This window comes from Streptomyces sp. 12E, from assembly GCF_055633275.1.
Genome location: NZ_JBVNCJ010000001.1, coordinates 3,979,632 through 3,992,679 on the forward strand (window position 1 = coordinate 3,979,632; position 13,048 = coordinate 3,992,679).

A 13,048-nucleotide genomic window follows, 5' to 3' on the forward strand; every position below is an offset into this window, starting at 1 on the left:
GCAGCGAGCCTTCGCCGGAACCCGTGTCGGTCTTCGCCCGGGTTCGGAATGCGAACGCCCCGGCAGCACTTCGGTGTCGGGTCGTGGGCATGTCAGGCGCGTCGCGCCGGGCCGGCGGCCCGGGCCGATAGGCTGAACGCATGACGCGAGCCGAGCAGCCAACGGCCCCACAGCCGGCCCCCGACGACACCCTTGTCGCTGACTCCCGCGAGCGTGCCGTCCGCGCCCTGCTGCGCCGACCGCAGCTGAAACGGTTGTGGAGCGCGCAGCTCGCGGGCGGGGTCGGCGACGTCCTCGCCCTCCTGGTGCTGGTCCTCCTGGCCCTGCAGACGGCGGTCGCCGAGGGATCCTTCGGCGGTGGCTACCGGGGGGCGGCGTTCGCAGTGGCGACCGTTTTCGGGGTACGCATCCTGGCGACGCTGCTGTTCGGCGCCGTGCTCCTCGGCCCGCTCACGTCGCTCACCTCGCAGGACGGACCGCTGGACCGCCGCTGGACCATGGTCGGCGCCGACGGACTGCGCGCCGCGCTGCTCATCGTGGCGCCGCTGTGGATCGACTGGACCCCCGGGAACGCGCTGGCCGTCCTCCTCGTCACCGCCTTCGTGACCGGAGTCGCCGAGCGGTTCTGGACGGTGTGCCGCGAGAGCGCCGCCCCCTCGCTGCTGCCCGCCCCGCCACTGGAGGGCGCGACCGTGCGCCCGCTGCCCGACCACATGGACGCCCTGCGCCGCCTGTCGCTGCGCACGGGCTTCGTGGCGATACCGCTCGCGGCCGTCACGCTCGTCGTCGCGGCCCTGCTCAACAACCTGCTCGCCACCGGGATCGACTGGTTCGGCGCGCACCAGGCGGCCCTCGCCTCGTACGTCGCGGCCGGACTGTTCGCCGCGTCGCTGTCCGTCCTGACCTTCCTGGAACTGCCCGGCACCCGCACCCCGCGCGCCCGGTCGCCGCTGGAAGGACTGCGCCGCCCGAAGAGCGCCGCCGGCGCCGACAAGGGCCGCACCGGCGCGTTGCCGCTGCTGGTGCTCGCCTCCGCGTCCGTCGCCGCCGCCGTGTCGGCCGCCGTCGCCGTGTCGGTGCTGCACGCCAAGGACCTGGGCGGCGGTCCCGTGCTGTACGGCCTGCTGGTGGGCGCGCTGACCGGCGGTGTCGTCGTCGGCATCCGTACGGCGCCCGTCCTGCTGCCGTCCCTGTCCCGCCGCCGGCTGCTCGCGCTCACGCTCGCCTTCACGGGGGTCGCGCTGCTGGCCGCCGGACTCGTACCGGACGTCACCAGCGTGGTGCTGATCATGACGCTGGCCGGTGTCGGCGCGGGGCTCGCCGCCAACACCGGGCACACGCTGCTCGACCAGGAGACCGAGGACCAGCGACGGGCCCGTACGACCGAGCACCTGCACGCGGTGGTCCGGGTCTTCGTGGCGCTCGGCGCGGTGATCGCCCCGCTGGTCGCCGCGGTCATCGGGCCGCACCGGCTGGAGAACGGCCGGTTCGTCTTCGCGCACGGCGGCGCCGCCTTCACGCTGATGCTGGTCGGCGCGCTGCTGCTGCCGGTGGCCGCGCTGGTCCTCGCCAAGGTCGACGACCGCTCCGGGGTGCCGCTGCGGCAGGACCTGCGCGACGCCCTGCTCGGCGGCAGCGACCCCGAGCAGGCGTCCGCCGCCTCCGGCTTCTTCATCGCCCTGGAGGGCGGCGACGGCGCCGGGAAGTCCACCCAGGCCGAGGCCCTCGCGGAATGGATCAGGGCCAAGGGCCACGAGGTCGTCCTCACCCGCGAGCCGGGGGCGACCCCGGTCGGCAAGCGGCTGCGGTCCATCCTGCTGGACGTCTCCAGCGCCGGCCTCTCGCACCGCGCGGAGGCACTGCTGTACGCCGCGGACCGCGCGGAGCACATCGACACCGTCGTCCGGCCCGCCCTGGAGCGTGGCGCCGTCGTCATCACCGACCGGTACATCGACTCCTCCGTCGCCTACCAGGGCGCCGGACGCGACCTGTCGCCGACCGAGATCGCCCGCATCAACCGCTGGGCGACCGACGGGCTGGTCCCGCATCTGACGGTGCTGCTGGACGTGGCGCCGGAGACCGCGCGGGAACGCTTCACCGAGGCGCCGGACCGGCTGGAGTCGGAGCCCGCCGAGTTCCACGCGCGCGTGCGGGCCGGTTTCCTCACCCTGGCCGCGGCCGACCCCGGCCGCTACCTGGTGGTCGACGCCGGCCAGGAACCGGAGGCGGTCACCACGGTGATCCGGCACCGTCTCGACCAGGTGCTGCCGCTGTCCGAGGCCGAGATCCGGGCCCGTGAGGAAGCACGCCGCAGGGCCGAGGAGGAGGCCCGCCGCAAGGCGGAGGAGGAGGCGGCCCGCAAGGCCGAGGAGGAGCGTCTGGAGCGCGAGCGCGAGGAGCAGCTCGCCCGGCTGCGCGCCGAGGAGGAGGAGCGCAAGCGGCGCGAGCTGGAGGAGGCGCAGCGGCGCGAGGCGGAACGGCAGGCGGAGGAGGCCCGGCAGCGGGCCGAGGAAGCACGCCGGCGCGCGGAGGAGGAGCGGCAGCGGCTGCTCGCCGAGGAGAAGGCGCGCGCCGAGGAGGAGGCCCGCCGCAAGGCCGAGGAGGAACGCCTCCGCAAGCAGGCCGAGGAGGAGGCGCGGCTGCGCGCCGAGGCCGAGGCGCTGCGCCTGGAGAAGCAGCGCAAGGCCGAGGAGGCGCTGCTGCGCGCGGAGCAGGCCCGGCGGCTGGCTGAGCAGGCGGCGGCCGCGGCGGAGGCGGGACCGAAGACGACGGCTGTCCCCGGTGCCGCTGCCGCGGGTGGGCGAGCGGCCGACGACGCGGCGACCGTGCCGACGCCGGTGGTGACGCCGACGAACGCGTCGGGCGGGCCGGCCGACGAGACCGCCGTGCTGCCCCGGGTGCCGGACGAGGACGCCGGGCAGCGGCCCGGGGTGTCCGATGCCGAGGTGACGACCGAACTGCCGAAGCCGCCGGTTCCGCCGGGCGCGGCGGACGAGACGGCGGTGCTGCCTCCGGTGCGGGGGGACGAGCAGAGCCCCGCGGGCCGGCGGGTGCCGTCGGGCTACTTCCGGGACGAGCGCCCGGCGAGCGGGCCCGGGGGAGCCGACGGCCCCGACGACCGCACGCGCGAGCTGCCCCGGATCGACCCCGAGGAGCCCCCTCGGCTGCGTTCGGAATGGGCCGAGGAGACTCCGCTGGACGACCTGCCGACGCTGGCCGACGAGCTGCTGGGCCCGCGCGACGGCGAAGACGGTGACGAGGACGAGGGCCGGAGGCGCCGGCGCTGACCGGTCGGCCCGCGGTGCGGGCGTTGTCAGTGCCCACCCGCACAATGGACCCGGTGAGGCAGACGTGACGGAAGGACGGGCTGACCCATGACCGTGTGGGACGACCTCGTCGGGCAGGAGCGGGTGAGCGAGCGGCTCGCCGGCGCCGCCCGCGACGCCGACGCGCTCGTCACCGCCGCGGCGGCCGACGCGCCCCCGCCGGAGGCGTCGAGGATGACGCACGCCTGGCTGTTCACGGGTCCGCCCGGCGCGGGAGTGACACAGACGGCGCGGGCCTTCGCCGCAGCACTGCAGTGCGTGAGCCCCGACCGGGCACTGGGCGGCGCGCCCGGCTGTGGCTTCTGCGACGGATGCCACACGGCGCTCATCGGCACCCACGCGGACGTCAGCACGGTGGTCGCCATGGGCGCGGAGATCCTCTACAAGCACATGAAGGAGACCGTCCGCAAGTCGTTCACCTCGCCCGCGAACGGCCGTTGGCAGATCATCCTCGTCGAGGAGGCCGAGCGGCTGAACGAGAAGTCCGGCAACGCCGTCCTCAAGGCCGTCGAGGAGCCCGCTCCCCGCACCGTCTGGCTGCTGTGCGCCCCCTCGGTCGAGGACGTCCTGCCGACGATCCGCTCCCGCTGCCGCCACCTCAACCTGAGCACGCCGTCGGTGGCCGCCGTCGCCGACATGCTCGTCCGGCGCGAGGGCGTCGAGCCGGACGTCGCCGCCGCCGTCGCCCGGGCCACCCAGGGCGACGTCGACCGGGCCCGTCGCCTGGCCACCGACCCGGCCGCCCGCGCACGCCGGGCCGCCGTGCTCAGACTGCCGCTGCGGGTCGAAGACGTCGGTGGCGCGCTCAAGGCGGCCCAGGAGCTGGTCGACGTGGCGGCCGAGGACGCCAAGCAGCTCGCCGAGGAGACGGACGCCAAGGAGACCGAGGAGCTGAGAGAGGCCTTGGGCGCGGCCCAGGGCAGCCGGTTGCCACGTGGCACGGCAGGCGTCTTCAAGGATCTGGAGGCCGACCAGAAGCGTCGCAGGACGCGCACCCAGCGCAACACCCTCGACATCGCGCTGAGCGATCTGACCGGCTTCTACCGCGACGTCCTCGCCCTCCAGCTCGGCTCGCGCGTCGCCATCGCCAACGGCGACGCCGAGGACATACTGGAGCGCATGGCCCGTAGCAGTTCCCCGGAGTCCACGCTCCGCCGCATCGAGGCGATCGCGGCGTGCGGCAAGGCCCTGGACCGCAATGTGGCCCCGCTGCTCGCGGTGGAGGCGATGACGATGGCCCTCAGAGCGGGCTGACCGAGGGCACCGCCCAGTGGCTCGACACGGTAACTCGTACGAGGCACGGTGTGCGCGCAGAGCGATCGCCTCGTCGCGCACGGTTACGCTCGCTGTATGGACACAAGGCGCATCCACCGCAGGACCCGTACCGGAACCGGAGCCGCTCTGCTCGCCGTCGCACTGCTGATCTCGGGCTGCTCCTCGGGGAGCGGCCCTAGTACGGCCAGCGCGGCGGCGGAGGAGGCGGCGGCGGTCCTCGCCCCCCTGCCCCGCTCCACACCCGCGGCCCTCACGCCGTACTACAAGCAGAAACCGGTCTGGCGCGACTGCGGGGTCCCCGGTTTCCAGTGCGCCACGCTGAAGGTCCCGCTCGACTACGCCGAACCGAGGGCCGGTGACGTGCGTCTCGCCCTCACCCGAAAGAAGGCCACGGGTCCCGGGAAGCGGCTGGGCTCCCTGCTGGTGAACCCCGGCGGCCCGGGCGGCTCGGCGGTGGGCTACGTCCAGGGGTACGCCGGGATCGGTTATCCGGCCGACGTGCGCGCCCGCTACGACATGGTGGCCGTCGACCCGCGGGGCGTCGCCGGCAGCGCCCCCGTCGAGTGCCTGGACGGGCCCGGGATGGACGCGTACACGAGGACGGACGTCACGCCGGACGACGCGAAGGAGACCGGCGCGCTGGTCGCGTCGTACAAGAGGTTCGCCGAGGGCTGCGGGGCGGACGCGCCGAAGCTGCTGCGCCACGTGTCCACCGTCGAGGCGGCCCGGGACATGGACATCGTCCGGGCCGCGCTGGGCGACAGGAAGCTGAACTACGTCGGCGCCTCGTACGGCACCTTCCTCGGCGCGACCTACGCCGGGCTGTTCCCGGACCGGGCGGGCCGGCTGGTGCTGGACGGCGCGATGGACCCCTCGCTGCCCGCGCGGCGGCTCAACCTCGAGCAGACGGAGGGCTTCCACACGGCGTTCACCGCCTTCGCGAAGGACTGCGTGCGGCGGAGCGACTGCCCGCTCGGCGGCCGGAGCACCGGCGTCGGGCGGGCCGGCGAGAACCTCAGGGCGTTCTTCGGGAAGCTCGACGCCCGGCCGATCCCCACCGGTGACGCCGACGGCCGCAGGCTCACCGAGTCGCTCGCGACGATCGGCGTCATCGCCGCGATGTACGACGAGGGCGCCTGGCCGCGTCTGCGCGAGGCGCTGACGGCCGCGATGAAGGAGGACGACGGCGCCGAACTCCTCCTCCTCTCCGACAGCTACTACGAACGTGACGCGAACGGCGACTACAGCAACCTGATGTTCGCCAACGCGGCCGTGAACTGCCTGGACCTCCCGCCCGCCTTCGACTCCCCGGACGAGGTGCGGCGTGCGCTCCCCGCCTTCGAGAAGGCGTCCCCGGTGTTCGGCGAGGGCCTCGCCTGGGCTTCGCTGAACTGCGCGTACTGGCCGGTGCGGGCCACGGGTGAGGCCCGGCGCATCGAGGCGAAGGGCGCGGCCCCGATCGTCGTCGTCGGCACCACCCGGGACCCGGCCACCCCGTACCGCTGGGCCGAGGCCCTGGCCGGCCAGCTCTCCTCGGCGCGCCTCCTCACCTACGAGGGCGACGGCCACACCGCCTACGGCCGCGGCAGCGCCTGCATCGACGCCGCGATCAACGCCTACCTGATCGCCGGCACCCCGCCGAAGGACGGAAAGCGCTGCTCATAGCCGGTACCACCACCCCCGGAGGCGTCCGCTCCGGCCCGCCTCCGGGGCCGGTACGAAGCACCCCAGGAAACTGTGTAGACTTACCGACGTTGCTGATCGCACCATAGGTGCGCGGCGCGCCGCCTTAGCTCAGATGGCCAGAGCAACGCACTCGTAATGCGTAGGTCTCGGGTTCGAATCCCGAAGGCGGCTCTTCGAAGAAGGCCCAGCTCTTTGCCCTTGAGCTGGGCCTTCCTCATTCAGCGGATACGGCGACGGCGGCGAGCGCGGGCCGCGCGGTCGAGACGCCGGGGACGTACGGCGTCGTGCACCAGGGCAGTCCCCCCGTGCCACCGACCTCCTCGACCGGAGGGAACCCCGGTATCGAAAGCCGGCGGGCGCCCTCCGCCTCGACGGCCCAGCGGGCCGGGTCCGCACCGGGAAGCGGGAGGCGGACGAGGAACGTGCGGCCGCCATCGGCGACGGCCTCGCGGGGCGCGGCCCCCACCGTCGGCCGGGGCGCGTTCCGGAGGGTCCCCCTTGGCAGCGTGGTGCGGCCGACGAGCGAACGGGACCTTGTGTCACCTTCCGTTCATCTCGCCAGGGTTTGGACGCAACCAGGGGTCATCCAGAGTTAGTTGAGTGAGCCGTGAGTCGACGGAGCGGCCGTCCGGCCCGGTGCCGTGCACGGATGACCGGCCGACGGCACCGGCGAGCACCGACGACATCGCACCGTCCGCCCCCACCTTCGACAAGGAGCAGTGCTCATGCCGCGTCAGCATGAACCCCGGGCCGGTGAGACGACGCCTTCCCTGGCCGTCCGCCGCGCGGTCGCCGTACCCGTGCCGGGCGAGGATCCCGGCGCGGACCTGAGACCGCGCACGCAGGAGTCCGTCCCTGCTCCCGACTCCGCCGCCGATCCGGACGCCTCGGTGTCGACGGGGTCGTCCTCCGAGCCCACTCCCGGGCGGCGCACCCGATGGGGCTCCCGGTCCACCACCGAGGAACCGGCGGCAGCCGAGCAGGAGGAGGAACGGCAGCAGGAGGAACGGGAGCAGAAGAAAGAGCGGCAGGAGAAAGAGCGGCAGGAGAAAGAGCGGCAGCCGGAGGAACAGCGGCGGCAGGCGGCGGAGCCCGGCGGAGCGGGAGCCGGGGTGGTGGCCGGTGCGGCGGCCGGTGCGGTCGCGGTCGGGAACGGTGACGGCGGGAAGGCGGACGCGGACGCCGACGGGACGGGGCCGGGACGTCTGCGCGGGCCCATGGTGGCCGCGGCCGCCATCGTCGGGGCGGTGCTGATCTGCGTACCGCTGCTGGTATTCGGACTGAACCGTGAGGACGAGCGCACGGTCGAGACGGCTCCCGCCGGCGGAACGACGCTCGACCCCGGTACGTCCGACGGCATCCCGGCCGTCGACTACCAGGCCGCGTCCCCGTCACCCTCGGCGTCGCCGAGCGGGTCCGAGTCCGCGTCCGGCTCACCGGCCGAATCCGACTCCGAGCCCGATTCCGGGGCCGAGCCCAAGTCGGAGCCCAAGGTCGAGCCCAAGTCCGAGCCCAAGTCCAAGCCCGCGCCGTCCCGTTCGGCCGAGGTGAAGAAGGCCGAGGCGCCGAAGAGGACCGCGGCGGCCGCCGTCCGGCGACTGGCCGCGGAGGATCCGGGCGGACGGCACATCTGCTACCGGGTCTACGCGGCGGGCCGGGGCTGGAGCGACGCGGTGTGCGACGGCGGGACAGCGGGCACGGCGGGCTCGGGGGCGCCGATCACGGCCGTCAACATCGCCGTCTCCGGAACCAGGGGCACGTCCGGCGGCGCCTTCGTCCACGACCCCGCGTCGACCAACGGCGAGGGACACTTCCCCGAGCCGTGGTCGAACGCCGTCGACGGCGTCGACAACTACGTCGGCAGTACCGAGAAGGACGCCCCGCACATGCTGGGGTTCACCATCAACGTCGACGGTGGCGCCGGCGCCGTCTGCCAGTCCTCCTACGTCCACGACGACGCCTGGCTCGGCCTGGCGTGCGACGAGCCCGGGACCGGGTACGACTTCACCTACGCCGGCACCCACGACAACGACTTGTGGATCGAGGCGGTCCGGCTCACGGTGTGATCCGGGCCGTCCGCGGAGGGCTCGGCAAAGGGCTGGCGGGCGCGTGCCGTTCGGCCCGTTGACATGGGAGCGCGGCAACGAGGCATCCGGAACAGTCAAGTCGAAAGTGAGGAAACCGCGTCCCGTTCGGTCCGTGCAACCGACGACCGGGAGTGTTCCATGGCCAGTCACGGCAGCCCTTCTGCCGCGTCCTCCGGCTCGCGCACCGACGGCCTGGCGGTGGCGAGCCCGTGCTGCGGCATCGTCGGACTGTTCGTCCTGGACATCGTCCTCGGCGTCGTCGGCGTCGTCGGCATCGTCCTGCGGCCCGGGCTGCCGGCCTTCGCCGCCGGCAGTGGCGGGTTCAGCTGGTACGTGGGCGGCCAGGCCGTTCGGCGAGCGGAACGGCGGGGCCGGCGAGCCGGTCACTTGGCGTCCGCGTAGCACTCCACCACCGCCGTCGTGAACGGGAACCGCACCGGCGTCTCCCCGAAGGTCAGCCGTCCGGCCAGGTCCGCGGCCTGCCGGATCGCCTCCGCCACCGTCGCCGCCTCCTCCTCGGGACAGTGCACGATCACCTCGTCGTGCTGGAAGAAGACCAGCTCGGCCGCCATGCCGCTCAGGGCCTGCCGCAGTGCGGCGAGCAGCAGCAGGGCCCAGTCGGCGGCGCTGCCCTGGACGACGAAGTTGCGGGCGAAGCGGCCACGGGCGCGGGCATTGGTCGAGGAGTGGCCCGGGACCCACTGGCGGGCGTCGGCGGCCCGGTCCTCCTCCGCGACCGGGATGCCCGCCTCCTCCGCCGCGTCCTCCGTGGCGCGGACGGCAGGCGGGCAGGTACGGCCCAGCCAGGTCCGTACGAGCCGGCCCTCCTCGCCCGCGCGGGCGGCCTCGTCGACGTAGGCGACCGCCCGGGGGAAGCGGCGCCGGAGCGCGGCGAGGTTCTTCAGGCCGTCGCCGGAGGTCTGGCCGTAGACCGCGCCGAGGACGGCGAGCTTGGCCTGCGCGCGGTCGCCGGAGAAGGCGCGGTCGGACACCGACTGGTACAGGTCGGTCTCCCGGCCCGCGACCTCCATCAGGCCGGGGTCGCGGGAGACGGCCGCCAGGACCCGCGGTTCCATCTGGTCGGCGTCGGCGACGACGAGCCGCCAGCCGGGATCGGCGACGGCCGCGCGACGGATCACCTTGGGGATCTGCAGGGCGCCCCCGCCGTTGGTCACCCAGCGGCCGGTCACCGTCCCGCCGGCGAGGAACTCGGGCCGGAAGCGGCCGTCGCGCACCCAGTCCTGGAGCCAGGACCAGCCGTGGGCGACCCAGATCCGGTACAGCTTCTTGTACTCGAGCAGCGGTGCGACGGCCGGGTGGTCGACGGACTCGATCTCCCAGCGGCGGGTCGAGGCGACCTTGACGCCGACCTGGGCGAAGGCCTTGATCACATCGGCGGGCAGGTCGGGCCGGACCCGGCGGCCGAAGGCGGCGGACACCTCGTCGGCGAGCTCGGCGAGCCGGCGCGGCTCCCCGCCGCCCGCGTACCGCTCGCCGAGCAGGTCGTGCAGCACCGCGCGGTGCACGTCCGCCCGCCAGGGCAGCCCCGCGCGGTTCATCTCGGCGGCCACCAGCGTCCCCGCCGACTCGGCGGCGGTCAGCAGCCGCATCCGGCCGGGGTGCGCGGTCGCGTCGGTCCGCCGCTGCTGCTCGGCGTAGACCACGAGGAGGTCCGTCAGCGGCAGCCGGACGCCCCGGGGTTCGAAGAGGGAGGACTGGGCGCCCGGTTCGGCCTGGCGCTGCGGCGGGTCGGGCGGTACGGGACCGCCGCGCAGCCGGGCCAGCGCCGCCGCGGCCGAACGGGGTTCTCCGTACCGCCCCTCGTGGCCGAGGAGGAGCGTCTCGGCGGCCTCGATGTCGTAGGCCCGCTCCACTCGCACCCCCGTGGCGAGCAGGCTCGGGTAGACCTCGGCGGTGGACCGCCACACCCACCGGGTGACACCGGGACGGCTCCGTACGGCCTCGGCGAGGTCCGCCTCCCGCAGCACCGGACCGGCGGGCAGCCCGTCCGGACCGAGGGGAGCGACGTCCACGCCGCCTTCCTCGGCCGGAGCGAGTGCCCACCGGTCGGCCATGCCGCGAGTGTGGCAGGGGGGTCTGACAACGGCCCCCGGCCGGCCCCCGGGCTCAGTCCTCCCGCGCGGTCCCGTCCTCGTCCTCCGTCCGGGTCTCGACGTACTGCGCCAGCATGTCGGTGACGTACCGCTCGGTGGCGGACTTGGTGATGCCGAGGCCGCTGAGGAGGCCCTCGCCGTTCTCGTGCTCCAGCAGGGCGAGCAGGATGTGCTCGGTGCCGATGTAGTTGTGGCCGAGGCGGAGGGCCTCGCGGAAGGTGAGTTCCAGGACCTTCTTGGCCGCCGGGCCGTACGGCACCAGCTCGGGGGCGTCCTCGACGGCCGGCGGGAGCGCCGCGCGGGCGGCCTCGGCGACCGCCGCCGCGGTGACGCCCTGCTCGGTGATCGCCTTGACGGCCAGGCCCTGCGGCTCGGCCAGCAGGCCGAGGACCAGGTGCTCGGGCAGGCCCTCGGCGTTGTGCGCGGCCTGGGCCGCGTGGTGCGCGGCCATGACCGTGTTGCGGGCGCGGGGCGTGTAGCGGTTGAAGCCCTGGCTCGGGTCGAGGTCGTTGCCCTCCTTGGGCACGAACCGCTTCTGGGCCGCCTGCCGGGTGACGCCCATGCTCTTGCCGATGTCCGTCCAGGAGGCGCCCGAACGCCGGGCCTGGTCCACGAAGTGGCCGATCAGGTGGTCGGCCACGTCGCCGAGGTGCTCACCGGCGAGCACCGCGTCCTGGAGCTGTTCCAGGGGTTCTTCGTGGACCTTCTTGATGGCCGCGATGAGGTCGTCGAGACGTACGGATGACTTGATGACCGGATTCGTCGTCATGTGTCAACCGTAAGTTGACAGCCCGACGGTGTCAACCCGAAGTTGACACTTGTGGGTGAACTCCCGGGACGTGGCACGATCGGCCCGTGAGCACGTCCAGCACCGTCGACCGCGCCTTCCGGGCCGCCCTCTACGACACCGGCGACACCGCCCTCGACACCGGCGCGTCCCTGCTCGCCGCCGATCCGGCGGCCGACGCCGAACTCGCCCGGCGGGGCGAGGAGTTCGTCGCGACCGCCTGGCGGCGCGGCTGGCAGCCCGCCGATGTCGTACGGATCGTCCGGCGCGAGCTGGACGACGTCCACGTGCGGCTCGTCTCCGCGCTGATCCGCGCGCAGGCGCCGCGCGACGACCGCCCGCGCGGGCCCCGCTGGAAGGCCCAGCTCGACGAGCTGGGGACGGACGGCGCCCCGCGCGGCGACCGGTTCGCGTACGCCACGGCCGTCCTGGAGCTGTACCGCCTGCTGCTGCGCCTGCCCGCCCTCGAACCCCTCGACGAGACGGCCGCCCCCGGCCCACGGGACCGACGGCCGGAGTCCCGCGTGTTCGGCCGCATCCGCGCGCTGCTGGCCAAGGCGGAGGCGACCGGGTTCCCGGACGAGGCGGAGGCGCTCAGCGCCAAGGCGCAGGAGCTGATGGCGCGGCACAGCGTCGACGAGGCGCTGCTCGCCGCGCGGGAGCCCGCGGGGGAGGCGCCGGGGGCCTGCCGGATCGGGGTGGAGCCGCCGTACGAGCAGGCCAAGGCGGTGCTGCTGGACGCGGTCGCCGGCGCGAACCACTGCCGGGCCGTGTGGAACGAGCCGCTGGGGTTCTCCACCGTGGTCGGCTTCGCCCCCGACCTGGAGGCGGTGGAACTCCTCTACACCTCACTGCTGGTGCAGGCCACCACGGCGATGACCAGGGCGGAGGCCGCACAGAGGGCGGGCGGACGCAAGCGGACCAAGACCTTCCGGCAGTCCTTCCTCGCCGCCTACGCGCACCGCGTGGGCACGCGTCTCGCGGCCGTCGCCGAGATCAGGGTGAGCGACGACCTGCTCCCGGTCCTCGCCTCCCGCGCGGTGGCGGTCACCGAGCGGACGGACCGCCTGTTCCCGGAGACGACGACCACCCGGCTGCGCGGGGTGAGCGACGCGGCGGGCTGGGAGGAGGGCGCCCGCGCGGCGGACGACGCACAGGTCAGGGCTCGCCCGCACCTCCCCTGAGCGTCAGTCCCCCGCCTGCTGGTAGGCGCTCACGGAGATCTTGTGGCCGGACCGGCCGTCGGCCGCGACCGGGCCGTACGTCCAGCGGAAGCTCCGGGCGCCGGAGAGTTCGACCCGCAGCTCCTCGGCGTCGAAGGCGCCCTCGCCGGACGCGCCGCGTTCGTAGGCGAGGGTGAACGATGCGGACTCGCCCTCGGCCAGGGTCAGCTTCTGGGCCGTGGCGCCCTCGGCAGGCGGCACCTCGACGGCGGCGGAGTCGCCGGAGCCGGCCAGCCGCACCTCGGGGAAGCCGTCCAGGGTGCAGGCGGCGCCCTGGTTGGTGAAGCCGACGGGGACCTCGCCGGTGTCCCCGGCGGCCGGCGCGGCGCTCGCGGGTCCGACCTCCACGCTCACCGTGTCGACCGAGCAGGCGGTGCTCTCCCGCTTCCCGTCGCCGCTCCCGTCCCCGTCCCCGTCCGCGCCGCCGCAGGCGGCCAGCAGGAGGAGGGCGGCGAGGGCGGCGGGGACGGCGATCGGCGTGGTGCGCATGAGTGATCCTCTGGGGGTTCGTGGAGGTGCCCACCGGTCATCATCACGCACCCGTCACCGA

The 13,048-nt window shown here is 74.4% G+C and carries 9 protein-coding genes and 1 tRNA gene; 7 read left to right on the forward strand and 3 right to left on the reverse strand.

Annotated elements, in window-relative coordinates; all coding sequences use genetic code 11:
• The first annotated feature begins 140 nt into the window (after nucleotides 1-140).
• The 6 genes from tmk to ACZ8ZB_RS18525 all read left to right on the forward strand — a co-directional run bounded on the left by tmk (nucleotide 141) and on the right by ACZ8ZB_RS18525 (nucleotide 8,776).
• On the forward strand, nucleotides 141-3,287 hold the full coding sequence (gene tmk / locus ACZ8ZB_RS18500) for a dTMP kinase (RefSeq protein WP_470738804.1): 3,147 nt from the start codon (nucleotides 141-143) through the stop codon (nucleotides 3,285-3,287).
• An 87-nt stretch (nucleotides 3,288-3,374) separates the two neighbouring features.
• Nucleotides 3,375-4,580 (forward strand): DNA polymerase III subunit delta', encoded by a 1,206-nt coding sequence (locus ACZ8ZB_RS18505; RefSeq protein ID WP_470738805.1) that lies wholly within the window; start codon nucleotides 3,375-3,377, stop codon nucleotides 4,578-4,580.
• A 96-nt stretch (nucleotides 4,581-4,676) separates the two neighbouring features.
• Nucleotides 4,677-6,266, forward strand: a complete 1,590-nt coding sequence (locus ACZ8ZB_RS18510) for an alpha/beta hydrolase (RefSeq protein ID WP_470738806.1) — start codon at nucleotides 4,677-4,679, stop codon at nucleotides 6,264-6,266.
• A 118-nt stretch (nucleotides 6,267-6,384) separates the two neighbouring features.
• Nucleotides 6,385-6,458 (forward strand) — tRNA-Thr (locus ACZ8ZB_RS18515).
• Between the two features lie 554 nt (nucleotides 6,459-7,012).
• The gene (locus tag ACZ8ZB_RS18520) at nucleotides 7,013-8,353 is read left to right on the forward strand and encodes a hypothetical protein (RefSeq protein WP_470738807.1); all 1,341 of its coding nucleotides are present in this window, start codon (nucleotides 7,013-7,015) and stop codon (nucleotides 8,351-8,353) included.
• Nucleotides 8,354-8,512: 159 nt separating this feature from the next.
• Entirely contained in the window at nucleotides 8,513-8,776 is a 264-nt protein-coding gene (locus tag ACZ8ZB_RS18525; RefSeq protein ID WP_470738808.1) for a hypothetical protein, read from the forward strand.
• On the opposite strand, the gene ACZ8ZB_RS18530 is transcribed toward ACZ8ZB_RS18525, so the two are convergent.
• Together ACZ8ZB_RS18530 and ACZ8ZB_RS18535 are read right to left on the reverse strand one after the other, a co-directional pair.
• A complete protein-coding gene (locus tag ACZ8ZB_RS18530; RefSeq protein ID WP_470738809.1) occupies nucleotides 8,758-10,449 on the reverse strand; it encodes a bifunctional 3'-5' exonuclease/DNA polymerase in 1,692 nt (563 codons plus the stop codon). The two genes, ACZ8ZB_RS18525 and ACZ8ZB_RS18530, sit on opposite strands and share 19 nt — an antisense overlap.
• 52 nt (nucleotides 10,450-10,501) lie before the next feature.
• Entirely contained in the window at nucleotides 10,502-11,257 is a 756-nt protein-coding gene (locus ACZ8ZB_RS18535) for a Clp protease N-terminal domain-containing protein (protein ID WP_470738810.1), read from the reverse strand.
• An 86-nt stretch (nucleotides 11,258-11,343) separates the two neighbouring features.
• On the opposite strand from ACZ8ZB_RS18535, the gene ACZ8ZB_RS18540 reads away from it, so the two are divergent.
• Complete coding sequence (locus tag ACZ8ZB_RS18540; protein WP_470738811.1) at nucleotides 11,344-12,459, forward strand: DUF2786 domain-containing protein; 1,116 nt, start codon at nucleotides 11,344-11,346, stop codon at nucleotides 12,457-12,459.
• Between the two features lie 3 nt (nucleotides 12,460-12,462).
• On the opposite strand, the gene ACZ8ZB_RS18545 is transcribed toward ACZ8ZB_RS18540, so the two are convergent.
• Entirely contained in the window at nucleotides 12,463-12,987 is a 525-nt protein-coding gene (locus ACZ8ZB_RS18545; protein WP_470738812.1) for a DUF4232 domain-containing protein, read from the reverse strand.
• Nucleotides 12,988-13,048: the final 61 nt, after the last annotated feature.

What these genes read in the sequence shown, in the direction of transcription:
- tmk (WP_470738804.1), top strand. Translation starts at nt 141, where the DNA reads ATGACGCGAGCCGAGCAGCCAACGGCCCCACAGCCGGCCCCCGACGAC.
- ACZ8ZB_RS18505 (WP_470738805.1), top strand. Translation starts at nt 3,375, where the DNA reads ATGACCGTGTGGGACGACCTCGTCGGGCAGGAGCGGGTGAGCGAGCGG.
- ACZ8ZB_RS18510 (WP_470738806.1), top strand. Translation starts at nt 4,677, where the DNA reads ATGGACACAAGGCGCATCCACCGCAGGACCCGTACCGGAACCGGAGCC.
- ACZ8ZB_RS18520 (WP_470738807.1), top strand. Translation starts at nt 7,013, where the DNA reads ATGCCGCGTCAGCATGAACCCCGGGCCGGTGAGACGACGCCTTCCCTG.
- ACZ8ZB_RS18525 (WP_470738808.1), top strand. Translation starts at nt 8,513, where the DNA reads ATGGCCAGTCACGGCAGCCCTTCTGCCGCGTCCTCCGGCTCGCGCACC.
- ACZ8ZB_RS18530 (WP_470738809.1), bottom strand. Translation starts at nt 10,449, where the DNA reads ATGGCCGACCGGTGGGCACTCGCTCCGGCCGAGGAAGGCGGCGTGGAC.
- ACZ8ZB_RS18535 (WP_470738810.1), bottom strand. Translation starts at nt 11,257, where the DNA reads ATGACGACGAATCCGGTCATCAAGTCATCCGTACGTCTCGACGACCTC.
- ACZ8ZB_RS18545 (WP_470738812.1), bottom strand. Translation starts at nt 12,987, where the DNA reads ATGCGCACCACGCCGATCGCCGTCCCCGCCGCCCTCGCCGCCCTCCTC.